Annotated in this window: 23 protein-coding genes; 10 read left to right on the forward strand and 13 right to left on the reverse strand. The window is 68.8% G+C overall.

Annotation, left to right across the window (positions count from 1 at the left end):
* Positions 1 to 12: 12 nt before the first annotated feature.
* From AB8M46_RS20305 to ligA, 3 genes are all read left to right on the forward strand, one after another.
* Positions 13 to 549 carry a TetR/AcrR family transcriptional regulator gene (locus AB8M46_RS20305; RefSeq protein ID WP_394361175.1) on the forward strand — a complete coding sequence of 179 codons (537 nt, stop codon included), beginning with the start codon at positions 13 to 15 and terminating at the stop codon, positions 547 to 549.
* Positions 550 to 614: 65 nt separating this feature from the next.
* Entirely contained in the window at positions 615 to 1,712 is a 1,098-nt protein-coding gene (locus tag AB8M46_RS20310; protein ID WP_037338171.1) for a calcium:proton antiporter, read from the forward strand.
* A gap of 54 nt (positions 1,713 to 1,766) precedes the next feature.
* Positions 1,767 to 3,758, forward strand: a complete 1,992-nt coding sequence (gene ligA, locus AB8M46_RS20315; RefSeq protein WP_125733893.1) for an NAD-dependent DNA ligase LigA — start codon at positions 1,767 to 1,769, stop codon at positions 3,756 to 3,758.
* On the opposite strand, the gene AB8M46_RS20320 is transcribed toward ligA, so the two are convergent.
* The gene (locus AB8M46_RS20320; protein WP_394361176.1) at positions 3,755 to 4,195 is read right to left on the reverse strand and encodes a hypothetical protein; all 441 of its coding nucleotides are present in this window, start codon (positions 4,193 to 4,195) and stop codon (positions 3,755 to 3,757) included. The two genes, ligA and AB8M46_RS20320, sit on opposite strands and share 4 nt — an antisense overlap.
* A 113-nt stretch (positions 4,196 to 4,308) precedes the next feature.
* On the opposite strand from AB8M46_RS20320, the gene AB8M46_RS20325 reads away from it, so the two are divergent.
* Positions 4,309 to 4,866, forward strand: a complete 558-nt coding sequence (locus tag AB8M46_RS20325; protein ID WP_394361177.1) for an SLATT domain-containing protein — start codon at positions 4,309 to 4,311, stop codon at positions 4,864 to 4,866.
* Between the two features lie 66 nt (positions 4,867 to 4,932).
* On the opposite strand, the gene AB8M46_RS20330 is transcribed toward AB8M46_RS20325, so the two are convergent.
* From AB8M46_RS20330 to AB8M46_RS20345, 4 genes are read right to left on the reverse strand one after another with little or no spacing between them, the layout of a single operon-like run.
* Entirely contained in the window at positions 4,933 to 6,063 is a 1,131-nt protein-coding gene (locus AB8M46_RS20330) for a family 2 encapsulin nanocompartment cargo protein terpene cyclase (protein ID WP_394361178.1), read from the reverse strand.
* Positions 6,064 to 6,080: 17 nt separating this feature from the next.
* Positions 6,081 to 6,944 carry a geranyl diphosphate 2-C-methyltransferase gene (locus tag AB8M46_RS20335; RefSeq protein WP_037338179.1) on the reverse strand — a complete coding sequence of 288 codons (864 nt, stop codon included), beginning with the start codon at positions 6,942 to 6,944 and terminating at the stop codon, positions 6,081 to 6,083.
* A gap of 53 nt (positions 6,945 to 6,997) precedes the next feature.
* Positions 6,998 to 8,386 (reverse strand): family 2B encapsulin nanocompartment shell protein, encoded by a 1,389-nt coding sequence (locus AB8M46_RS20340; protein ID WP_037338180.1) that lies wholly within the window; start codon positions 8,384 to 8,386, stop codon positions 6,998 to 7,000.
* The gene (locus tag AB8M46_RS20345) at positions 8,383 to 9,804 is read right to left on the reverse strand and encodes a family 2B encapsulin nanocompartment shell protein (protein ID WP_038513282.1); all 1,422 of its coding nucleotides are present in this window, start codon (positions 9,802 to 9,804) and stop codon (positions 8,383 to 8,385) included. Before AB8M46_RS20345 ends, AB8M46_RS20340 begins: the two co-directional genes overlap by 4 nt.
* Before the next feature lie 515 nt (positions 9,805 to 10,319).
* Here AB8M46_RS20345 and AB8M46_RS20350 point away from each other — a divergent pair.
* Together AB8M46_RS20350 and AB8M46_RS20355 are read left to right on the forward strand one after the other, a co-directional pair.
* Positions 10,320 to 10,931 (forward strand): class I SAM-dependent methyltransferase, encoded by a 612-nt coding sequence (locus tag AB8M46_RS20350; protein ID WP_394361179.1) that lies wholly within the window; start codon positions 10,320 to 10,322, stop codon positions 10,929 to 10,931.
* Between the two features lie 43 nt (positions 10,932 to 10,974).
* Positions 10,975 to 11,406 (forward strand): hypothetical protein, encoded by a 432-nt coding sequence (locus tag AB8M46_RS20355; RefSeq protein WP_378425370.1) that lies wholly within the window; start codon positions 10,975 to 10,977, stop codon positions 11,404 to 11,406.
* Here AB8M46_RS20355 and AB8M46_RS20360 read toward each other — a convergent pair.
* Both AB8M46_RS20360 and AB8M46_RS20365 read right to left on the reverse strand, forming a co-directional pair.
* Complete coding sequence (locus AB8M46_RS20360) at positions 11,352 to 12,200, reverse strand: MBL fold metallo-hydrolase (RefSeq protein WP_394361180.1); 849 nt, start codon at positions 12,198 to 12,200, stop codon at positions 11,352 to 11,354. The genes AB8M46_RS20355 and AB8M46_RS20360 overlap by 55 nt on opposite strands.
* On the reverse strand, positions 12,194 to 12,772 hold the full coding sequence (locus tag AB8M46_RS20365) for a TetR/AcrR family transcriptional regulator (RefSeq protein WP_394361181.1): 579 nt from the start codon (positions 12,770 to 12,772) through the stop codon (positions 12,194 to 12,196). Before AB8M46_RS20365 ends, AB8M46_RS20360 begins: the two co-directional genes overlap by 7 nt.
* A 70-nt stretch (positions 12,773 to 12,842) precedes the next feature.
* Here AB8M46_RS20365 and AB8M46_RS20370 point away from each other — a divergent pair, with 70 nt between their 5' ends.
* Positions 12,843 to 13,736, forward strand: a complete 894-nt coding sequence (locus AB8M46_RS20370) for an NADP-dependent oxidoreductase (RefSeq protein WP_394361182.1) — start codon at positions 12,843 to 12,845, stop codon at positions 13,734 to 13,736.
* A gap of 6 nt (positions 13,737 to 13,742) precedes the next feature.
* Here AB8M46_RS20370 and rraA read toward each other — a convergent pair whose 3' ends face one another.
* A complete protein-coding gene (rraA, locus tag AB8M46_RS20375) occupies positions 13,743 to 14,222 on the reverse strand; it encodes a ribonuclease E activity regulator RraA (RefSeq protein WP_125733883.1) in 480 nt (159 codons plus the stop codon).
* Entirely contained in the window at positions 14,219 to 14,824 is a 606-nt protein-coding gene (locus tag AB8M46_RS20380) for a TetR/AcrR family transcriptional regulator (RefSeq protein WP_125733882.1), read from the reverse strand. The genes rraA and AB8M46_RS20380 overlap by 4 nt, the downstream gene beginning before the upstream one ends.
* A 60-nt stretch (positions 14,825 to 14,884) precedes the next feature.
* Here AB8M46_RS20380 and AB8M46_RS20385 point away from each other — a divergent pair, with 60 nt between their 5' ends.
* Positions 14,885 to 15,121, forward strand: coding sequence for a hypothetical protein (locus AB8M46_RS20385; RefSeq protein ID WP_394361183.1), 237 nt, complete (start codon positions 14,885 to 14,887; stop codon positions 15,119 to 15,121).
* On the opposite strand, the gene AB8M46_RS20390 is transcribed toward AB8M46_RS20385, so the two are convergent.
* Both AB8M46_RS20390 and AB8M46_RS20395 read right to left on the reverse strand, forming a co-directional pair.
* Positions 15,105 to 15,725 (reverse strand): NAD(P)-dependent oxidoreductase, encoded by a 621-nt coding sequence (locus tag AB8M46_RS20390; protein ID WP_394361184.1) that lies wholly within the window; start codon positions 15,723 to 15,725, stop codon positions 15,105 to 15,107. The two genes, AB8M46_RS20385 and AB8M46_RS20390, sit on opposite strands and share 17 nt — an antisense overlap.
* Entirely contained in the window at positions 15,722 to 16,612 is an 891-nt protein-coding gene (locus tag AB8M46_RS20395; protein WP_394361185.1) for an EamA family transporter, read from the reverse strand. The genes AB8M46_RS20390 and AB8M46_RS20395 overlap by 4 nt, the downstream gene beginning before the upstream one ends.
* A 79-nt stretch (positions 16,613 to 16,691) precedes the next feature.
* Here AB8M46_RS20395 and AB8M46_RS20400 point away from each other — a divergent pair, with 79 nt between their 5' ends.
* Positions 16,692 to 17,579, forward strand: a complete 888-nt coding sequence (locus AB8M46_RS20400) for a LysR family transcriptional regulator (RefSeq protein WP_394361186.1) — start codon at positions 16,692 to 16,694, stop codon at positions 17,577 to 17,579.
* 343 nt (positions 17,580 to 17,922) lie between these two features.
* On the opposite strand, the gene AB8M46_RS20405 is transcribed toward AB8M46_RS20400, so the two are convergent.
* On the reverse strand, positions 17,923 to 18,783 hold the full coding sequence (locus AB8M46_RS20405; protein WP_394361187.1) for an NAD(P)-dependent oxidoreductase: 861 nt from the start codon (positions 18,781 to 18,783) through the stop codon (positions 17,923 to 17,925).
* Positions 18,784 to 18,792: 9 nt separating this feature from the next.
* Complete coding sequence (locus tag AB8M46_RS20410; protein WP_394361188.1) at positions 18,793 to 19,668, reverse strand: NAD(P)-dependent oxidoreductase; 876 nt, start codon at positions 19,666 to 19,668, stop codon at positions 18,793 to 18,795.
* Positions 19,669 to 19,751: 83 nt separating this feature from the next.
* Here AB8M46_RS20410 and AB8M46_RS20415 point away from each other — a divergent pair, with 83 nt between their 5' ends.
* Entirely contained in the window at positions 19,752 to 22,940 is a 3,189-nt protein-coding gene (locus AB8M46_RS20415) for a BTAD domain-containing putative transcriptional regulator (RefSeq protein ID WP_394361189.1), read from the forward strand.
* The last annotated feature ends 62 nt before the right edge of the window (positions 22,941 to 23,002 follow it).

Raw genomic sequence — 23,002 nt, forward strand, 5'->3', positions numbered from 1 at the left:
TACATTCCCGGCATGAGAGCCGATGCGACGCGCAATCTCGAAGCCGTCCTGACCACCGGCGCGCGCATGCTCGCTCACGACCCCTCGGCCAGCATCAGCGCGATCGCCGCCGAAGCCGGTGTCGACAGGCGCACCGTCTATCGGCGCTTCGCCTCTCGCGAGGAGCTCCTGGCCGCCATCTACGACTCGCGGCTGTCCGCGGTCGAGCAGGTCGTTCAAGCTGCCCGGCTCACCGAGACGGCTGTTCCCGTGGCCTTGCACCGCTACGTCGAGGGCATCATCGAGGTCAACCGCGTTTGGCCGGTCGAACTGACCCGGATGCGCGCCGAACCCGCCATCCAGGACCGCCGGAACCGGCTCTCCGCCGAGGTGGAGAGGTTCCTGCAGCGGGCCACCGACGAGGGATTTCTCCGCGCGGACGTCCCGGACGGCTGGGCGGGCAGGCTGCTGATCCAGCTGCTCCATCTCGCTTCGCGGGAGGACATGGACGCCCCGCGCGCCGCCGATCTGCTCGTCGAGACCTTCCTGAGCGGGGTCGGCGCTCACTAAGAACTTCGTCACCCCTCGACCCACATGGAACGGCGACGTCACGCAGAGTGTGCGAAGGTGGCGGCATGGCCGCTTCCCACAGGCGATTCCCGCTGTCCTGGACCACCGTCATGCCGGTCGTCGCCATCGTCGTGCTGGCGCTGAGCTGGGGCCGCGACCTGGGCGCGGTGCCGGTGATCATCGTCGCGCTCGCGCTCGGCGGGACGGTGCTGGCCGCGGTGCATCACGCCGAAGTGGTGGCGCATCGCGTCGGGGAGCCTTTCGGCTCGCTGGTGCTGGCGATCGCGGTCACGGTCATCGAAGTCGCGTTGATCGTGACGATGATGTCCTCGGGCGGCCCTGAGGCCGGGACGCTGGCCCGCGACACGGTGTTCGCCGCGGTGATGATCACCATGAACGGCATCGCCGGTATTTCGCTCATGGTCGGCGCCCGTCGGTACGGCGAGACGCACTTCAACCCCGAAGGCAGCGGCGGCGCGCTCGCCACGGTGGCGACGCTGGCGACCGTCAGTCTCGTGCTGCCGACCTTCACCACCAGCACCCCGGGGCCGGCCTTCAACGGCACGCAGCTCACCTTCGCCGCCGTCGCCTCTCTGCTGCTCTACGGCCTTTTCGTGCTCACACAGACCGTCCGCCACCGCGACTTCTTCCTGCCGGTCGACAGCGAGGGCTCGGTCAAGGAAGAGGAACACGCCGAGCCGCCGACCAACAAGGCCGCGCTCACCAGCCTCGGGTTGCTGCTCGTGGCACTGGTCGCCGTGGTCGGCCTGGCGAAGGTCGAATCCCCCGCCATCGAAGCGGGGGTCAGCGCGGCGGGCTTCCCGCAGTCGTTCGTCGGCGTCGTGATCGCCATGCTGGTGCTGCTGCCGGAGACGCTGGCCGCGACCAGGGCCGCGCGGCGCGATCGGATGCAGACCAGCATCAACCTCGCCTACGGTTCGGCGATCGCGAGCATCGGGCTCACCATCCCGACCATCGCGCTGGCGTCGATCTGGCTGGACGGGCCCCTGCTGCTGGGCCTCGGCGCCACCCATATCGTGCTGCTGGCGCTGACGATCGCGGTCAGCGTGCTCACCGTCGTCCCCGGCCGCGCGACCCGGCTGCAGGGCGGGGTGCACCTGGTCCTGCTGGCCTCCTTCCTGGTGCTCGCCATCAACCCGTGACACGAGTCCTCTTCGGACCGGGTTCTGTCGGAGGTCCCGGGTAATCTCAGCCCCGTGAACGCTCGGGACCGCATCCAAGAACTCGCCGATCAGATCGTCGTCCTTCGCGACGCCTACTACCGAGGCTCGCCGAAGGTGGCCGACGCCGACTACGACGCGATCGAAGACGAATTGCGCGGGCTCATCGAGGCGAATCCCGAGCTCGCCCCGGAGCCGAACCCGCTCGACCAGGTCGGCGCGCCCGCGGTTCTGCACGCGCCCATCCGGCACTCGCGGCCGATGTTGTCGCTGGAGAAGGCGACCAAACCCGAGCAGGTCGAGGCGTTCTTCGCCCGGTTCCCCGGGCAGCCGGTGGTCGTCATGCCGAAGCTCGACGGCCTGTCGCTCGCCCTCGTCTACGAGAACGGCCGGCTCGCCAGGGCTGTCACCCGCGGCGACGGGACTACGGGCGACGACGTAACCATGCTGGTCCGGGCGCTGACCGACGGCGTCCCGGACAAGGTCGACGCGCCCGGCCGGGTCGAGGTCCGTGGCGAGGCCGTCATGTTGCGTTCCACTTTCGCTGCCTACAACAAGGTCCACCCGGACAAGCCGCTGATCAACCCGCGCAATGCCGCCGCCGGCACCCTGCGCGCGAAGGATCCGGCCACCGTCGCCGAGCGGCGTCTGCAGTTCTTCGCGTTCGACCTCTCCACGGAGCCCGACAGCGCGGAAACCGATCTCGACGGTGCGCTGCGGACACTCGGATTCGCCGCCGCCGACATGCGGCACTGCGAAGACGCCGAGTCGGCGCAGGCCGTCATCACGACCATCGAGCAGCAGCGCAACGATCTCGACTACGACCTCGACGGTGCGGTGCTGCGCCTGGCGGATCGCGACGCGTACGCCGCCGCCGGAACGCGGTCCAGTTCACCGCGCGGGGCGCTGGCCTTCAAGTTCGCCGCCGAGGAGAAGACCACCGTGCTCGCCGACGTCGTCTGGGACGTCGGCAAGACCGGCAAGATCGCGCCCGTCGCGTGGCTGGAGCCGGTGTTCGTCGGCGGGACCACCGTCACGCGGGCGACGTTGGCCAACCAGGAGGTCATCAAGGCCCGCGGGATCAAGATCGGCGACACCGTGCTCGTGCGGCGCGCCGGCGACGTGATCCCGTTCGTGGCCGGTGTCCTCGACGCCGCCAAGCGCACCGGCGAGGAGCGGGAGATCGTGCCGCCGTCGGTGTGCCCGTCGTGCGAAGAGCCGTTGACCGAACAGGGCAACAGCCGGGAACTGTTCTGCACCAACGTCGCCTGCCCCGCCCAGACCGTCCGGCGGCTGATCCACTGGGCGTCGCGCGCGGCCGCGGACATCGACGCGATCGGCGGCGTCTGGATCGAGCGGCTCGCCGAGGCCGGGATTCTCGAACACCCCTCGGACTTCTACCGGCTCACCAAGGAAAAACTGCTGGAGTTCGACCGCATCGGCGACATCTCCGCCACCCGCATGATCGAGTCGATCGACGCGAGCCGGGCCGTCGGCCTGCGCCGCGCGCTGATCGGCCTCGCGATCCCGATGGCCTCCGAAGGCACCGCCGCGCGGCTGTGCCGGGCCGGGTTCGGTTCACTGGAAGCCGTCGTGGACGCGGGCGAAGAGGGTCTCGTCGCCGTCGAGGACATCGGTCCGAAGGTCGCCGCGTCCCTCATCGAGCACCTCACCCGCCTCCGACCCGAGCTCGAGCGGCTGCGCGAGGCCGGCGTCTCGCTGGACGTACGGGAAGAAGACCTCCCGCCGGTCGTCGCGGCCGGCGCTCCGCTGGAAGGCAAGACGGTCGTGGTCACCGGATCGATCAGCGACCCGCGCTCCGGCGAGAAGGTGCCGCGCCCGACCTTCCAGCGGCTGTGCGAAAAGGCGGGCGCGACCATCGCGTCGTCGGTCTCGGCGAACACGGACCTGCTCATCACCGGCGCGGACGTCGGCGCGAGCAAGCTGACCAAGGCCGAAAAGCTCGAAGTCGAGGTCGTGGACCAGGGCGTGATCTGGGGCCAGCTGATCGAGGCCGGCGTCGTCTAGCCGACGGGCGGGTCCAATGCCTGAAGCTCGGAGTGCGCGGCTTCACGAAACCGAGCCCAGGGCTCGTGCAGGTAGTCCCAGACGAGCTGACCATCGGGTGTCCCGTCCCAATAGGCTCGGTTGAGCCGGTCGGCCAGTTCACCGAGCGGACCGGCGAGACCGGTCGGCGCGATCAACGCCAGCCGGTTGTGCAGGAACCACATGCGATGCGAAAGCTCTGTCGACCGCTCGTCCCCGTCCGCGGTCGCGCGCTCCATCTCCTGGTAGACCTCGAGGTATCCCTCCACTGCGAGACGCAATTCCGTTCGGCGGTCCGCCGCACGCACCAGGCGTTCCCTGCGTTCGGCGGACCGCCCCGCCACGTGCTGGCTCACGATCGTGCCCGCGGCGCCGATCGCTGTTCCCAGCAAGGTCCCCACCACCAGAAGCCAGTTCATGACTGCTAGTCGTGGGCATGTCCAGGCTCGTTAACGCGGTTTCGGTTGTAAGACCCACTGTTCCGTCCGCGATATCACTGGGAGCATCGGCCGCACGGGACAGGAGACGGACATTGGGCGATCAGGGACAAGCCGCCGAGATCACAGACGAGCGCTACGAACCGCTTGTCCGCGAGCTCGTCTTGATCCAACAGCAGACCCACCAGATAGCCAGGACCCAGTTCGTGCAATCGCGGATCTGGTGGACCAGCAATCTGCTCGTCGGCCTGCCCGCCGCCGGCGTGGCCGCAGCGGCCGGCGGGCTCGCGCTGTCGGGCGCGAGCCGCGCCGGTCTGGTCGGTGTGCTCGCCCTGGTCTCCGCGACACTGGGATCGTTCCAAACCGTGCTCGGCGCGCAACGGCGCCAGTCGAACGCCGAGCGCTGCGGGAATTCCTATCTGGAAGTCCGCAACGCGGCGAGACGGCTCGCCCGGATCGATCTGGAGACGATGGACTATTCCGACGCACGGCGCACCCTCGAAGAACTGACCCGGCGACAGGAGGAGGTCAATCGTTCGGCGGATCCGCCGTCGTTTCTCGCGATGCGTGTCGGCAGGAAGCTGGCCTACGGAAGCGACCTCCATCCTGATCTCCAGCCCAAAGACGCGTTCGCGATCCCGGCCCAGCCGTGAGCGGTCAATCCGCGTTTAGTCCTCTGAATGCGGAAGTTCGCGACACGAACCACCGCATCCAGAGGACTAAACGCTGGGCTTCGTCCGGTAGCGCGGGCTCGTCGAGTGCCATTCGAAACCGCCGCCCATCCAGCCCCTCAATCCACGCAGGAACCGCTGCAGTTCAACGGAAGGAACCGCGCTCAGCTGCTCGTGGGCGGCCTGGAAGTCACGCACGACGTCGTTGTGCAGCTCGACGGTGATCGCCGTGGCCTCTTCGATCGTGCATTTCCGGTCGTCGGCGATCAGCAGGACCGCGTTGCAGGGCGGTGATTCGTCTTCCAGATCCTTGGTGACGGAGTGCACGTCGTTGACGAGCACCGCCGCCGTTCCCGCTTGGATCGCCGCCTCGCGGACCCGAGGGTCGTAGTAGAGGTTCGACGTCAGTTCGTACCCGCCGAGGACGTCGATCAACGTCATCGAGGTGTAGAAGCTGTCGTGCTGCCGAGCGGCGAGATACTCCCACGCGGGCGGGTATTTCCCGCTGTGACGCCACGCCGCGTAGGCCGTCCAGCTCACGAACATCGCGAAGGTCGAATAGCAGACACGCTGGACCTGCGCGGCCGTCCCGGATCGCCGCAGGAAATCCGTCGCCGAGCCCAGCGCCACCAGGACCCGGTCGTTTCGCAGCGTTTCGTCGAGATCTCGGCTGAATTCGCCCAGCGACGGCACCGGGTCCATCGCGGCCATCGCCAGCGCGAGCTTCGGCGGCAGCTCGGCCGGCACCGCGCCGAGCGACGTGTCGTCGGCGTAGAGGTCGTCGGCCGCCCACCAGGCGGCGTTGAGCCTCGCCGAGATCAACAGCCGCTCGGGATCCTCGCAGTCCGGATGGGCGAGCATGACGAGCCTGCCGAAGCCCGCCTTCCCGATCTGCTCACACTCCTCATCGGAGAATCCGCACTCCCCCGCCCACAGCACAAGCCTCCGGTCGACCTCCACGGCGAGCGGGTCGTTGATCCGCTCGGTGACGGGGCAGTACAGCGGCGGCGCCGACCCGTCACCCCACGGCCGGTACGCGTAAGCCAGGTCGAGACCGGGTTCCTCAGGTGCCGGAGCCTCCTGAGGGACCGCGGTCAGCCGGGCCGCCAGCCGGGCGGCGGACGTGCCCAGCCCGCTCGGACCGGCCAGCAGTGTGGCGAGCGCACCCTGTTCGGTCATCGCTTCGCTCTCCAGGTTCAGACGCGGTCCGCGGCGATGAGCAGATAGTGGAAGCTGCCCTCGCGGTAGGCGTCCAGGAACGGTCCTTCGATCCCGGTCGCCACCGAAGACTTCGCGCGCAGCTCCCAGTACGGGATCGTGTCCGGCGTCAGATCCACCACCGAGATCGGCACCAGGTCGTTGGCCGTCATGGCCTTGAAGTACTCGCTGCGCGGATGGATGTTGCACGTGTAGTGCTGGTCGATCTGCGCGACGGCCTTCGACCGGCCGCCCGTCACGTCGTTGTAGCACCCGGTGATGGTGACGTAGCGGCCGCCGAACTCCAGCTGCCGCGCGTGCTCGGCGAACAGCTCGTGGAGGTCCACGTACATCGTGCTTTCGTTGTTCCAGATGGCCTTGCGCGAGCCGCTTTCGAAGCCGGTGTCGAGCATGTTGCGGAAGTGGTAGCGCACCCGGTCGGCGACGCCGCGGATATCCGCCTGGTGATTGGCGAACTCGACCTGCTTCTCCGAGATCGAGATCCCGTCGACGTGGCAACCGAACCTCGCGTTGGCCATGATGCTGGTCCCGCCGCGCCCGCAGCCGGCGTCGAGGAGGTGGTCGTCCGGTTTGACGTCGCCGAGGTGATCGAGCAGGACGTCGGCCTGCGCCGTCTCCAGGCGGTGCATTTCGGCGATGATCCGCTCGTCGCGGGTCTCTTCGGGGCCTTCCAGCACCGACCAGTCGACCTCGCCGACCCCGTAGTGGTGGTGATAGAGCCCGTCCACATCGCCCAGACGCAGGTTGACCGGGTCCTTCTCCTTGTTCCAGTACGACGCCACCGACTTCTGATACTCGGTGCGCAGAACCTTGGCGGGAGCGGGAGTACGGGCGATGGTCACGTGCGTGGTCCTTTCTGGAGCGTTGTTGTTCGTTGTCGTCGCGGGGCGAGGGGTCACCGCGCGACCTCGACGTTCTCCAGCACACCGAGCGCGTCGGGCACGAGCACGGCGGCGGAGTAGTAGGTGCTGACCAGGTAACTGGCGACCGCCTGATCGGAGATGCCGTCGAAGCGCACGTTCAGTCCGGGCTCGTACTCGTCGGGCAGACCGGTCTGGTGCAGCCCGATCACGCCGTTGTCCTCCACGCCGGTCCGCATGGCGAGGATCGAGGACGTGCCGTTCTCGGTGATCGGGATCTTGTCGCAGGGCAGGAGTGGCACCCCGCGCCACGCGGCGACCACCTTGCCGTCGACGGTGGTGCCCTCCGGGTACAGACTGCGGCGCGTGCATTCCCTGCCGAACGCGGCGATCGCGCGCGGATGGGCGAGGAAGAACTTCGTCTTGCGGCGGCGGCTGACGAGTTCGTCCATGTCGTCGGGTGTCGGCGGACCGGACCGGGTCTGGAACCGCGACTTGAGATCGGCGTTGTGCAGCAACCCGAACTCACGGTTGTTGATCAGGTCGTGCTCCTGCCGCTCGCGCAGCGCCGAGATGGTCAGCCGGAGTTGCTCTTCGAACTGATCCATCGGCCCGTTGTAGAGATCGGTCACCCGTGTGTGCACCCGGAGCGCCGTCTGCGCGACGGCCAGGTCGTACTCGCGCGGCGAGATCTCGTAGTCGACGAACGTACCCGGCAGCAGCGGTTCACCGTCGTGACCGGACGACATCCCGATCTCGGCCTCGCCCTTGGCGTTCTGCGGCTTTCCCTTGTGCGACAGCATGTCCTGCACATGACGGCGCATCGCCTCCGACCGGCCGTTGAGGTCGGCGAAGTCTTCGGCACGCAGGGTCAGCACGATCACCGGGGTGACGGCCTTGGCGGTGAAGGGCCAGTTCCGGTCGATACCGGCGAGCATCTCGTCGCCGAAATGGTCACCGTCGGCCATGCTGCCGACGGAGGCATCGGCACCGTACTCACCCGGCACCACCTTGGCGATCTTGCCGTGCGCGACCAGCACGACCTCGTCGAGCGGAGCGCCGTGGCTGACGATCGTCTCGCCGGGCTGGTACTCGTGCTGTACGAACCGGTCGGCGAGCGCGGTGAGCGTGTCCTCGTCGTCGAAACCCCGCAGCAGGGCCAATTCCGCGAGTTCCTGCGGGACGACCCGGACCTCCGTGCCGACGTTGGTGAAGCTCACCCGCCCATCGCCGATCGCGTAGGTCAGCCGCCGGTTGACCCGGAAGGTGCCACCGGTCGCCTCGACCCAGGGCAGCATCTTCAGCAGCCAGCGCGGCGTGATGCTCTGCATCTGCGGCCGCGTCTTGGTGGTCGTCGCCAGGTTCCGCGCGGCGGCCGGGCCGAGACTGAGCCGCCGGTCGGCCTCCGGCGTCGCGGCGGTCATCCTTCGCGGCCGAGTTCGGCGGCTTCGAGGACGGCCAGCGCGTCCGGTACGAGCACGGCGGCGGAGTAGTAGGTGCTGACCAGGTAGGAGATGATCGCCTGCTCCGAGATGCCCATGAACCGGACGTTCAGGCCGGGCTCGTATTCGTCCGGCAGGCCGATCTGACGCAGGCCGACGACGCCCTGGTTCTTCTCCCCGGTGCGGATCAGCAGCACGGAACTGGTGCTGGTCTGGCTCACCGGGATCTTGTTGCACGGCAGGATCGGGACGCCGCGCCACGACGGCACCTTGTGCCCGCCGAGGTCGGTGCCGGTCGGGTAGATGCCGCGTTTGCTGCACTCACGGCTGAACGCGGCGATCGTGCGCGGATGCGCGAGGAAGAAGCCGGGGTCCTTCCACACCAGGGCGAGCAGGTCGTCGAAGTCGTCCGGCGTCGGCGGGCCGGTGCGCGTCGCGATCCGCTGGGTGAAGTCGGCGTTGTGGAGCAGGCCGAAGTCGGTGTTGTTGATCATTTCGTGCTCTTGCCGCTCACGCAGCGCTTCGATGGTCAGGCGCAACTGCTGTTCGGTCTGGTCCATCGGCTGGTTGTAGAGATCGGACACCCGGCTGTGGACCCGGAGCACGGTCTGGGCGACGCTCAGTTCGTATTCGCGCGGTGAGGTCTCGTAGTCGACGAACGTACCCGGCAGCAGCGGCTCACCGTCGTGTCCGGACGAGATGTCGATCTCGGCCTCGCCGAAGTCGTTGGAGCGTCCGGAGTCCTGCGAGGCCTGCTCGATCTGCGCCTGCAGCGATTCGGACTGTTCGAGTACGCGCTCGAAGTCCTGGCGGGTCAGGGTGAGCACGGTGCAGGCGGTGGACGCCTTGGCGGTGAACTCCCAGATGCCGTCGTCGTCCACGAGGGCCTGCGCGCCGAAGTAGTCGCCGTCCTTGACGACGCCGAGCGCGGTCTCGTCTCCGTAGTGACCGGGACCGGTTTTGCTGATCTTGCCGTGCGCGATGAGGAAGACCCGATCGGCGCGGTGCCCGAATTCGACGAGTACGTCGCCGGCCGCCACTTCCTGCTGTTCGAAGCGGCGTGCGAGTTCGGCGAGGACCTCTTCGTCGTCATATCCCTTGAGCGGTTTCAGTTCACCGAGTTCCGCCGGGATCACGCTGACCTCGGTGCCCGCCTTCGAGAAGGTCACCCGCCCGTCGCCGACCGCGTAATTCAGCCGCCGGTTGACCCGGTAGGCACCGCCGTTCACCTGAACCCATTCGAGGGACTTCAGCAGCCACCGGGACGAAATTCCCTGCATCTGCGGAACGGATTTGGTCGTCGTCGCCAGGTTGCGCGCGGCGGCGCGACCCAAACTCAGCTGCGGGTTTTCCGACCCCTGGACACCTTCGGCGGAAGTGCCCGATTCGGTCACGGTCACAGCAAGGTCCACCCTTCGATAGTCGTGTGAACAAACAAGATCCACAAATCGCGGCGTGCCGGTCATGCCCCGAAGTGCGGCCCCGCAGGATCAACATAGCAAGGGGTTTTTCCCACACAAGCGCACTTTCAGGTAATACGACAAGGCCACCCGAATGCCGATTTTCCCATTGCGCAGGAAAGCTTTTGTTCACGTCACTCGGCGCTTTATGTCCGCCACGCAATCGGGCCAGCAATTGTTCTGAGGTGTCATGCGGGGCCGCGCCGAAACTCCCCGCCGTGCCCGCGACACGGCCGTTGGAGTGGCCACACCGGACTCTTTCGGGTCACCTCCGCGTCCTCGTTCGCCACTGGCTTGACAGACAGCGACGAAACAGAGGGTGGCGTCCGGACACTCCGTCGGGTCATGGCTCAGCCGTTGCTGACATATCAGCGATGGCTGTACTGTCCCGCGCGTGCCGACCCGAATCGGTGCCGAACCCTGGTCTCCCTCCTCGATGGAGTGAAAGGAGCCCCATGACCCCGCCCGCACGGTGGAACCGGTACTGGGACGGCAAATCCCGCAACTACGACCGGGAAATGCAGTTCATGGACCGGAAGCTCTTCGGTGATTCGCGGGCGTGGGCCTGCGGACAGGCCACCGGCGACGTCCTCGAGGTCGCCGTCGGGACCGGCCTGAACCTGCCGCTCTATCCCGACGGGGTCACGCTCACCGGCATCGACCTCAGCGACGGGATGCTCGCCATCGCCCGCGGCCGCGCCGAACGCCTCGGCCATCCGGTGACGCTACGGCGCGCCGACGCGCACGCCCTGCCTTTCGACGCCGATTCGTTCGACACCGTGGTCTGCACGCTCGGGCTCTGCGCCATCCCCGACGACGGCAAGGCGTTGCGGGAGATGGCCCGGGTGCTCCGGCCCGGCGGCAGGCTCATCCTGCTCGACCACATCGTGAGTTCGTCCCGCGCGGTCCGCGGTCTGCAATGGATCGCCGAGAAGATCACCGTGCCGATGGCCGGCGAGCACTTCCTCCGGCGGCCGTTCGACAAGATCGGCGAGCTCGGCCTAGCCGTCGAACAGCGGCAGCGGTTCAAACTCGGGCTGGTGGAGCGGCTCGTCGCCCGCAAATGAGCCGTGTCATCGGAATTTCATCGACGCGGACGATCCTGAGGACGTGACCTACCCTCAGCAGCAGTCGCCGATCTGGCAGCAGTACCCCGTCGCACCGCCGAAGAAGACGCCGAACACCGGGCTGATCGTCGGCATCGCCGCCGGGGCGCTCGTCGTCACCGGTGGAGCGATCGCGGTGACCGTCGCGCTCGTCACCGGCGGCAGCGCCCCCGAGGTCGACCCCGACCCGTTTTCCGCACAGGCCGGAGACTGCCTGTCGGCCGACGAAGACGCCGGCTCCAACGGCGCGTTCAGCTCCAGCGCCGTGCGGGTGCACTGTTCGGACGGTTCCGCGAACTACACGGTGATCGCACAGCTTTCGAGCAGTTCCGGCTCGGATTGCAACGCCGTGCCCGGCTACGAGTACGGCAACCCCGTCGTCTACGACTTCACTTCGGGGCAGTCACGCGAACTCTGTCTCATGCCGAAAGACTGAGTGAGACGCTGTACCTGCCCGGCGTGCAGATCACTCACCCACTCCCATCCCGGTTCGGCCGACGAGCCGAGCCGCGGGTCGTCGGGAGTACGGCCGTCGCGCACGGCGTGGACATACGCCCGGTCCAGGTCGATCCGTGCGCGAGTCTGGCCGGGACCGCCGACGGCCCCGTGGCCGGGCACGACGACCTCGACGTCGTCGGCCACCTCTTCGAGCAGCCGGAGCCCGGCCAGGTAGTCCCCGAGCGGATCGGCGGTGTCGTCGAACATCGGCACCAGGACGTCGGAGAGCATGTCGCCGGCGACGAGAACCCCGTGCCCCTCGATCACCAGCGCGGCATGGCCGGGAGCGTGGGCCGGATGCTCGACGATCCGCAGTTCCGGGCCGTTCCAGGGAATCCGCGTGCTTCCGGCGGGCAGAGCGGTGATGAGACCGAACAGCTCGAACGGCACCTCACCGGCGATTTCCGGTGGCAGCCCTTCGGCGAAGTCGGCCTTCCAGTCCTCTTTCGACCGAAGATCGCGCAGGTAGGCGGCGCAGCGGTCCGTGCCGTAGCGGGGTACGTCGCCGAACGCGGCGTGCCAGAGCGCGTGATCCCAATCGGGGTGGGTCGCGAAACCCGCCACCACGCTCCGTCCGGACTGGGCCAGGTCGTTCGCGAGGCAGGCCATCTCGTCTTCGGTGATCCCGGGATCGACGAGCAGCACGCCTTCCTCGCCGTCGACGACGATCGTGTTGTTGCGGAGCAGCGCACTCTGGTGGACCAGCACACCGTTCGCGACCTGGGTCAGCATGCTCCGGTGACCTCCCAAGCCGCTTCGATCATCCGGAAGATCTCGTCCACCGCGGCCTCCGGATCGGCCGCCTCCCTGCCGATCGAGTAGGCGTCGAGCACGAACCTCGCGATGGTCCGGCAGGCGGTCGCGGACCGCGCCGACTCCGGATCGGCCGCGATGGCCGCTGCCAGCGACTCCGCGTGGCGCAGCCTCATCGCGTCCTCGTACTCCCGCAGCGCGGGCGATCCGTCGATCATCCGCCAGATTGGGGCGGCGCCCTCCGCGGTGCAATGCCGCACCATCGCGTGAACCTCACGGCACAGTGCGGGGACGAGCGGCTCTCCAGCCTGCCGTTCGGTGACCGCCCGCGTGAGGCCTTGCTCGAAGTTCGCGTCCTGCTCGAACACCAAAGCCTCTTTCGAGGCGAAATGGGAGAAGAGGGTCGTGACAGCGACGTCGGCCTCCGCGGCCACTTCGCGGATGCCGACCGCGTCGTACCCGCGTTCCAGGAAAAGCCGCAAGGCGGTCTCGGCGATCTTCTGACGGGTCGCGGCCTTCTTCCGCTCGCGACGTCCGGTCGGCGCTGTCATGCGGTGAAGCTACCAGATACGAAACAATAACCGTTCCAAAACACTAACCGTTAGTGCTACGGTCGGTCGCATGAAGCAAGTGATCTTCACCGAGTTCGGTGGACCGGAAGTCCTGCAACTCGTCGACGCCGAAGAACCGCACGCGGGCCCCGGCCAGGTGCGTATTGCCGTACGAGCGGCCGGAGTGAACCCTGTCGACTGGAGAATCCGCGAAGGCCAGGTTCTCGGCGCACATCCGACCGTGCTGCCGTCCGGCGTGGGCCTCGACGCCGCCGGCGTGGTGGACGAGGTGGGCGAAGGCGTCGACGGGGTCGCGGTCGGCGACTCCGTGTTCGGCGAGGGTTCGAGCACCTATGCCGAGTTCGCCGTGCTGTCGGCCTGGGCGGTAATGCCCGACGGGCTCACCTTCGAGGAGGCGGCCGGATATCCGTCCGTCGTCGAGACCGCGCTACGGCTCATCCGCGAAGCCGAGGTGCGAGCCGGCGAGACGCTGCTGGTCAGCGGCGCGTCCGGCGGGGTCGGCTCGGCGGTACTGCAGATCGCGCGCGAACGCGGCATCACCGTGATCGGCACGGCGGGCGCCGCGAACCAGGACTATCTAAGGGATCTGGGCGCGCTCGCCACGACCTATGGCGAAGGCTGGGTGGACCGGGTGCGGCGGCTGGGCCGGGTCGACGCCGCCCTCGATCTGGCCGGGTCAGGCGTGCTCGCGGAACTGGTCGAGCTGACCGGGGATCCGGGCAGGGTCCTCTCGATCGCCGATCTCGGCGCGCCCGAATTCGGCGTCCGCTTCTCCGGTGTGGCCGGGAGCGTGCCGGACGCGCTGGCCGAGGCCGTCGACCTCATCTCGCGGGGGAAGCTGCACATCCCGGTCGAGAAGTCCTATTCGCTCGCCGATGCCGCGGCGGCACATGCCGACAGCCATGCCGGGCACACCCGCGGCCGCCGGGTCATCGTCGTCTGAGCGGGGTCAGGCGGCGGGAAGGATCACGACGCCGTCGTCGTCGGAGTAGAGCGTGTCGCCGGGAGTGAAGGTCACTCCCCCGAAGCCGACCGGAACGTCGACAGCGCCGACGCCCGCCTTGGAGCTCTTGCGCGGGTTGGTGCCGAGCGCCTTCACCCCGAGCGGGAGCCCGGCGAGCTCGGCGCTGTCGCGCACCGCGCCGTTGACGACGATGCCGGCCCAGCCGTTGTCGACGGCGGACTTCGCGATCATGTCGCCGGTGAGCGCGCTGTGCAGGGAACCGCCGCCGTCGACCACCAGTACGGCGCCGTCACCCGGGGTGGCCAGGAGTTTCTTGACCAGGCCGTTGTCCTCGTGACAGGAGACGGTGCGGATCGGGCCGGAGAAGGCCCGGTGCCCGCCGAACTGCCGGAACTGGGTGTCGCAGACGCGCAGCCGGTCGCCGTGTTCGTCGACGAGGTCGGCGGTGGTGAAGGAATCGATCACGGTTCCCGAGTGTAGGGCGGGAAAAGCGTGTCCAGCGCGTGGGTGAGGATGGCGGCGGGATCCGCGGCGGGCGCGACCGTCTGACGCAGCGCGAGGCCGATGCCCAGGGCACCGAGCATGACGACGGCCTGATCCAGCGGCAGGGCGGGTTCGAGACGCAGGCGACGGGTGTGTTCGGCGAGCAGGGCGACCACTTCGTCGTCGTGGCGTCGCTGGATCGCCGCGACCAGTGCGGCGGTTTCCGGTTGCTGCGCCGTTGCCGCGAGCACCTCCGCGGCCGCCGCGCTCCACTTCGCCGCGTCCTTGTCCGCGACGTCGACGGGGTTCAACGCCGCGATCACCTCGTCGCGTGAAGTGGCCTGAGCCAGCGCTTCGCGCAGTCCCCGCAGATGGCCGTCCGCGTCGGCTTCGATGATCGCCAGCCACAGCCCTTCCTTGCCGCCGAAGTGCTTGTAGACGGCGCCGCGGGTATACCCGGCGTCGGCCGCGATCTCCTCGACCGTGGCCGCGAGGAAGCCGCGCCGCAGGAAGACCTGGCGTCCGGCTGCCAGCAGGTGTTCGTGGGTGCGGCGCTGCTGCTCGGCTCGCGTCAGCCTGGTCATCGTCTCGCATTCAGTAACGGAGTGTTTCTGGAAACGCGACGTTACTGTACCGTCGTCCGCATGGACTTCCTGGCACCGGTGGCGGCGTTTCTGAGCCTTCCCCTCTTCCTGGCCGGATTCGCGTGGTACGCCATGCGTGCCCGGCGTTGCGGTGTCAGCCAGTCCTTGCTCGCGCCGATCGAGGAGATCTGGGATCCGATCGCGCACAAGACGAACATCGAGATCCAGATCGAGGCTGAGCGGAGTCCGGAAACGCCCTCCCCCGGCGATCCGCCCGACTTCAGTAGCCGACGGTGAAATGCCGGTCCCGCCCCGGATTCTCGAGTTCGTCGACGATGGCGACGGCGAGATCCTCCACCGAGATCCGGGACGATCCGTCCGCCGCGGCCAGGATGGTCGTCGTCCCTCGCCGGTAGGTCCCGGTCCGGACGCCGGGCTCGAGGAGCGCGGGCGGGCTGAGATAGACCCAGTCGCCTGTGTGCGCTTCGCAGGCTTGGAGCTGCGTCGTGCTGGCCGAGGCGATGGTCCGCCACGCCGCCGGGACGAACGCCGGATCGTCGATCACCAACCCGCCCGAAGGCGAACGCAGCGGCCCCGCGCCGCCGACCACCAGGACACGGGTGCCGGCCGCCGCGTCGAGCAGCGTCGTGACCGTGGCGGCGACGGTGTCTTCCGCGCCGGGCCGAGGTCTCGTCGCGCTCACGACGGCGTCGACTCCCGCGAAGACGGCGCTCATCCGATCGACATCGGTGGCGTCACCGCGCACGACCTCGACGCCCGGATGCGGAGATTCCGGCGGCGTACTGCGGAAAACGGCGGTGACGTGGTGTCCACGGGAAGCGGCTTCGGCGACGACGCGGGAACCCGTCATCCCCGAGGCTCCGACGACGGCGATCTTCATCGGACGGCACCCTTCGGAGTGATCTGGCCCGCGACGATCGAGGCCAGGGCGAGCGCGAACCCGGCGAGCTGGACCGGGCCGAGCGACTGACCGAGGAGCGCGGCGCCGAGCAGCGCGGCGACCATCGGCGAGAGCAGGCCGAGAACGGCGACCGAGGTGACCGGCAGCGACGTGATACCGCGGAACCACAGGACGTAGGCGAGCAAGCCGCCGATCAGGCCGAGCCAGAGGTAGCCGAGAGCCGCGTTCAGGTCGATGGCGGGCGGGGCCCCTTCGAACAGGAAGGTCACCGGCACCAGGAACAAGCCGCCCGCGGTGAGCTGCCACGAGGCGAAGGCTGTCGGCCCCACGTCCGCGGGGCGTCCCCAGCGTTTGGTGAGCGTGACGCCGAGTGCCATCGTCGCGGCGCCGCCGAGTCCGGCGATCACGCCGAGGACGTCGAAGCCCGCGGCCGGCCCGAGAACCACCAGCCCGACACCCACGATCCCGACGATCCCCCAGGCGAACCGCCACGCGGACGGGCTCTGCCGAAGTACGGCCACGGCGAGGATCGCGACGAGCAGCGGCTGGGCGGCGCCGAGTGTGGCGGCGACTCCGCCGGGCAGCCGTTCGGCGGCGACGAACAGCAGGGGGAAGAACATCCCGATGTTGAGGACGCCGAGTGCGGCGGCCTTCAGCCACCAGGTGCCGCGCGGGAGGGTGCGGGTGATGGCGAGCGCGATGAGGCCGGCGGGCAGGGCGCGCATGAGCCCGGCGAACAGCGGGTGCCCCGGCGGGAGGAGTTCGGTGGTGACCACGTAGGTCGTCCCCCAGACCATGGGAGCGAAGGCGGTCAGCGCGGTACCGGCGAGACCGGCGGCGAGCGGTGTGGTCGTCAGCGTTTTCACGCTTCTCAGCTTCGGCCTTGCGGATCAATGAGTCCAACACATGTTTGTCACTTGATCCATCGTGATTCAAGATGGATCCATGGAGCTTCAGCAGATGCGGTACGTCGTGGCCGTGGCGGAGACGAACAGCTTCACGCTGGCCGCGCAACGGTGTCTCGTCGTGCAGTCGGCGCTGAGTCACCAGATCGCCCGGCTGGAACGCGAACTCGGCGCGAAGCTGTTCGAACGCACGAGCCGCCGGGTGCGGCTCACCGCCGCGGGCGAGGCGTTCCTGCCCGCCGCCCGGCAATGCCTCGAAGCCGCCGAACGGGCCGGTTCGGAGGTCGCGGCGGCCGTCGGCGAGATCCGCGGACGGCTCACCGTCGGGGTGATCCCGACCGTCGCCGCGGTCGACGTCCCGGCCGCCCTGCAGACCTTCCGCAGCCGGTACCCGCACGTCCGGATCGGACTGCGGGTCGGGGCGAGCGGGCAACTGGTCGAGCAGATCAAGGACGGCGCGATCGAAGTGGCGTTCCTCGGCCTCCCGGTGACCGATCGGCCGGACGGCGTGGCCACCTGCGAACTGGGGCGCGACGACCTGATCGCCGTGGTGGCTCCCGGACATCCGCTCGCCGCGGAGTCGGAAGTGGACTTGAAGCGGCTTTCGTCCGAAGTGTTCGTGGACTTCCCGTCGGGATCGGCGGGGCGGGCACAGACGGATCAGGCGTTCGCCGCGGCCGGGGTGACGCGGGAGGTCGCGTTCGAGGTGACCGCCGCCGACTTCATGGCGCGGCTCATCCATCAGGGACTGGGGGTGGCGCTGCTGCCGTCGAAGTACGTGCCGAACCTGACCGACGTCGTCACCGTGCCGGTGCGGGACGCGCCCGCGCGGATCGAGCACCTGGTCTGGAACCGCTTCACCGTCACTCCGGCGGCGAAGGCCTTTCTGGAGGTGCTGGGCGTGGTGAGTGTTGAGGACGATTCTTGAGGAGGCTGTCCAAATAGGACACGATTCGAGATCCAGAGTGCCGGTTTTGGGCACTTTGCGCAGTATTGCCCAGGGGTCGTGAGTGGCAATTGTCGTTCTAACCCTCTTTGCCACTCACGACTCTCCGCGAAACCGGACTTACAGACATAAACCAGGCGTATGCCACCCGGAAAGTGACCACTGTGGACAGTGGTCTCGGGTGGCACACGCGCCCCACCACGTCACCGCCGCCTTGCCCGCTTGAAGTCCGTGAAGGCCTCCTTCCCTACCTTCAGGGTAGGCAAGGAGGCCTTCACGGACCTGCGGCCAACGGCCCACAATCACCAGGTACCCAAGACAGCGCCTACTTGACGTCGGCCTTGATGATCTCGAACAGGCTGGTCCACGAGCTACGCCCGTGGCCCGCGGCGATCGCCCGGTCGTAGTGCGACTTGATCGCCTCCGGCAGGGCAAGGTCGATCCCCGCGTCCCGGCTCGCCTCGACGATGTGGTCGGCCGTCGCGCCCATCATCGTGACGTTGGCCTCGTCGCCGGGGTGCTCGCCCTTCTCGATCTGCTCGGCCGCGGCGTCCAGGTAGAAATCCATCATCTTGAAGTTGTCCTTGGCGTACGGGAGGAACTTCTCCACCGGCACCCCGGCCGAGCGCACCAGCGCGCTCGCGTGCATGAACACCGAAAGCGAGGTCAGGAAGACGTCCAGCTGCGCCTGGTAGAACAGCTGTGCCAGCCGCACGTCCTCGCCGAGGTAGTCCGGCCGCCCGATCAGCGCCAGGGTGTCGCGGTGCTTCTCGAACGCGTCGGTGGGGCCGCTGTAGAAGACATACGCCTCGTCCTTGCCCACCAGTTCGGCGGGCACCATCACTCCGCCGGCGACGAACCGCGCTCCGCGGGCCTCGACCCATTCGGCGGCTTGGCGGGTCTTCTCCGGGGTGTCCGAGCTGAGGTTGACGATCACCTTGCCCGCCAACGCGTCCTCCGCTTTCCCGAGGATGTCGTACATCGCGGCGTAGTCGGTGAGGCTCAACAGCACCAGCTCCGACGCCGACACCGCGTCCGCCGGAGTCTCGGCACGCACGGCACCGGCGGCGACGACGCCGTCCGCGCGGGCGGCGGTGCGGTTCCAGACCGTCACTCCGTGGCCGTTCTCCAGGAGCACCCGGACCATGGCCTGTCCCATCGGGCCGAGCCCGATCAGTGTGATCATTGTTCTTCCTTACTTCTTGAGGAGTTCGATGACGCCGATCAGGTCTTCGGCGCCGTGTCCGCCGGCGACCCGCTTGTCCATCAGCGACTGGAGCGGTGTGAGCAACTCGGCGCTGATGCCCTGGTCTTTCGCCGCCTGCGCGAGATTCGGGTAGGCGGCTGCCTGCATCCCGATGTTCGACACGACGTCGGTCACGTAGTCGCCGTCGTCGATCTGTTCGGCCGAGCGCTCCAGGAAGCCGCCCATCGCGTCCAGCCAGCCGCGCAGCAGCGGCGCGAATTCCCGCGCCTTGACTCCGGCCGAGCCGACCAGCGCGTACGCCTGGATGACGCCGATGAAATATCCGTACATCCCGCTGAGCAGCGCGATGTCGTGCAGCGGCGCCAGTCCGGGATCGGCGCCGAGGTAGTTGACGCCGCCGAAGGTGTCGAGCGCGGTGCGGGCGTGGCCGAAGACGGTGCCCGATCCGCTGTAGAAGACGAACGCCGCCGGCGTGCCGATCATCGGCGGGACGGCCATGATCCCGCCGTCCAAGTAGGCCGCGCCCAGTCCCTCCGCCCAAGCGCTCATTTCACGGGCCTGGCCGGGGGTGCCGTTGGTCAGGTTGATCAGCTGCCGTCCCTCGAGCTCCGCCGCCACCGGGTCCAGGACCTCGTGCACCGAGTCGTAGTCGAGCAGGCAGGCGATCACGATCGTGTTCGCCGCGAGAGCCTCCGAGATGGTCGAAGCGACCGAAGCTCCCTTCGCAGCCACCGCCTCGGCCCGGCTCGCGGTCCGGTTCCAGGCGGTGACCGGATGGCCCGCCGCCAGTAGTGCTTCTACGAGCGCGGTTCCCATCGCGCCCAGCCCCAGCACGGTCACCGGGGTCTTTCCGTGTTCGCTCATGGGACCACCGTGACGCGGCCCGCGCACGGATCGCTGCGGGTTCACGCACGGTCTTGTCGGTGGTCCGCGCTAACGTCGGTTTCGTGCGATTCGGAGTGCTGGGGCCGCTCGCCGCGTGGACGACCGCGGGCGAGCCCGTCGTCGTGCCCGAGGCGAAGGTCCGCCTCCTGCTCGCCGCGCTGCTGTCGCGCGAGGGCAGGGCGGCGTCGGTGTCGTCGTTGACCGACGATCTCTGGGGCGAGCACCCGCCGGGCAATCCCGGCAACACCCTGCAGACCAAGGTCTCCCAGTTGCGTCGCGCCTTGGACCGGGCCGAGCCGGGCGCCAGGGAGCTCGTGACGCACCAACCGGCCGGCTACGTTCTCGCCGTCGAGTCCGGTGAGCTGGACGTCCATCGGTTCCGCGCGCTCACCGCCCGCGCCCGCGAGGCGGTCGACCCGCGAGCTCGTGCGGCCCTGCTGGCAGACGCGCTGGCGCTGTGGCGAGGGCCGGCCTATGCCGGCTTCGAGGACGAGCCCTTCGCAGTCGCCGCCGCTCAGCGGCTGGAAGAGGAAAGGCTGCTCGCTGAGGAAGACCGTGCCGAAGCCCGGCTGGCGCTCGGCGAACACGGCGTCCTCACCGGGGAACTGGCCGGTCTGGTCTCGCGGAATCCGCTGCGGGAGCGGATGCGCGGCCTGTTGATGCGCGCGTTGTACGCGGCCGGGCGACACAGCGAGGCGCTCGAAACGTATGCCGAGCTGCGGGCCCGCCTGCGTGACGAGTCCGGCCTCGAACCGGGACCGGACCTCGCGGCGCTGCACCAGGCGATCCTCACCCGCAGCCCGGAGCTCGAGACCGCTCGCGCCGCCGAGCCGGTGCGCGGAAACCTTCCTGAGGCGTTGACCGAGCTGATCGGCCGCACGACCGCGGTCAAGGAGGTCGGGGCGCTCCTCACCGACGCGCGGCTGGTCACCCTCACCGGCCCTGGCGGTGTGGGCAAGACCAGGCTCGCCATCGAGGCCGCGTCGCGGCTCACGATGGCCGACGGCACCTGGCTCGTCGAGCTCGCGGGTCTGGACGTCGTCGAGTGCCCGACGTGCCCGCCGGAGGATCTCGTCGCCGTGGTCGTCGCGGCCGTACTGGACCTTCGCGAGGAGGCGACGTCCACCGGAACACTGACCCAGTCGATGGCCGCCGCCTTACGGGACAAGGAGATCCTGCTAGTCCTCGACAACTGCGAGCACGTCGTCGAGCCGGTCGCGGCGCTGGTGGAGCGGTTGCTCGCGGCGGTGCCTCGGCTGCGGGTGCTCGCCACCAGCCGGGAACCGCTCGGGCTGCCGGGGGAGAACGTCTGGGCGGTGCCGCCACTCGAACTGCCCGAGCACCCGGATTTCGCCGCCGTGCGGGAATCGAGCGCGGTCCGGTTGTTCGCGGCCCGCGCCGAGGCGGCGGCGCCGGGGTTCGCGCTGGACGCGGAGAACGCGGCGGTGGTCGCCCGGATCTGCCGCACCCTCGACGGAATCCCGCTGGCGCTCGAACTCGCCGCCACCCGGGTCCGGACGCTCGGCGTGCACGAGCTCCTCGCCCGCCTGGACGACCGGTTCGGCCTGCTGTCCTCGGGCAGACGAGGCGGGCCGCGCCGTCAGCAGACCCTCCGCGCGATGATCGACTGGAGCTGGACCCTCCTGAGCGAGCCCGAGCAGATCGTGCTGCGCAGGCTCGCCGTCCACGCCGAGGGGTGCGGGCTCGACGCGGCCGAGTCGGTCTGTGCGGGCGGTGAGATCGCCGCCGGGGACGTCCTGGATCTGCTGTCCCGCCTCGTCGACAGGTCGTTGGTGGTCAGCAGGCCGGGCAGGTCCGGCGAGCCGAGGTTCCGGCTCTTGGAGTCCGTTTCGGCGTACGCCCTGGAGCATGCCGAGCGAGCGGGCGAACTCGACGATCTGTACTTGCGGCACGCCCGTTTCCACGTCGAGCTGGCCGAACGTGGTGACGTCGGGTTGCGCGGCCGGGAGCAGCGCCGTTGGCTCGACAGGCTGGACGCCGAGGGCGCCAACACCCGGCGAGCACTGGAAACGCTGTCGAGGCAAGGAGAACAACGGCTCGCGGCACGGCTGGTCAACGCGACGACCTGGTTCTGGTTCCTGCGCGGGCGGCTCACCGAGGCCCGGCGATCGCTGGACCTCGTGCTCGGTATGGAGATCGACGCCGGTGACGAGTACGCCCAGGCGCTCGGCTGGCGCACCGGGATCGCCGTGCTCGACGGCACCGGCACGGACGCCGCCGTCGACGAGACCGTGCGGGGTATCGCCGATCCCGGTGTCCGGGCGCGGATGTCGTGGTTCCTCGGCTACGCGTGGTCGACGGTCGGCGACCTGTGCCGGGCGGAGAAGCTCACCCTCGACGCGTGGGAAACCGCCCGCGACATCGGCGACGACTGGAGTGCCGCGGCGGCGCTGAGCGACCGGGCGTCCCATCTTATCGCTGGCGGCGACCTCACCGGAGGCGGCCGGGTCGCCGGACAGAGCGCCGCGACCTTCGACGGACTCGGCGAACGCTGGGGCTGGCTGCAGGCGTCGTTCGTCCTCGGCATGCTGGCCTCGATCGCCGGGGACTACGAGCACGCCCTTCGCGTCCATCGGGAAAGCCTTCGCCGCGCGGAGGAACTCGAGCTGTGGCCGGAAGTCGCCTACAAACTGTCCTGGCTGGGCCGGACGGCGCTGCTCATGGGCGACTTCGACGAGGCGAGGGAGTTCCACGAGCGGGCGAGGACGCTGGCCGTCGAACACGGCTTCAAACCCGCTGAGGTCTACGCCGAAACCGGGCTCGCGCTCGGCGCGCGACGCCAGGGACTGTTCGACGAGGCCGAGCAGCGGCTGCTGTCCATACTGGACTGGCACCGCCGCGTGGAGTCCGAAGCGGGCAGCACCCTAGTCCTCGCCGAGCTCGGGTTCATCGCCGAACAGCGCGGAGACGCGGCGACGGCGAAACGACTCCAGCTCGACGGCCTCGCGATCGCACGCCACAGCGAAGATCCCCGTGCGATCGCACTCGGCCTCGAAGGTCTCGCCGGCGCGGAAGCGGCGGCCGGCGCGTATCGCCTGGCCGCGCGGCTGTTGGGTGCGGCGGCGGCTTCCCGGCGTTCGGTGGGCGCTCCCCTGCCGAAGGCCGAACGCGGTGACGTCGACCGGATCACCGGCGTCGTCGTCGCGGCGCTCGGAGAAACCGCATTCTCGGCGGAGTGCGAGGCGGGTGAGGCCACACCGATCGATCAGCTGGTGACGGACAGTCAGTAGACATGCACCCGTATCACCACAATGGACCATCCCTTACTTCACGTCAGCAACAAACGGTGATT

Source organism: Amycolatopsis sp. SB7-3, assembly GCF_041021335.1.
Classification (GTDB): Bacteria; Actinomycetota; Actinomycetes; order Mycobacteriales; family Pseudonocardiaceae; genus Amycolatopsis; species Amycolatopsis japonica.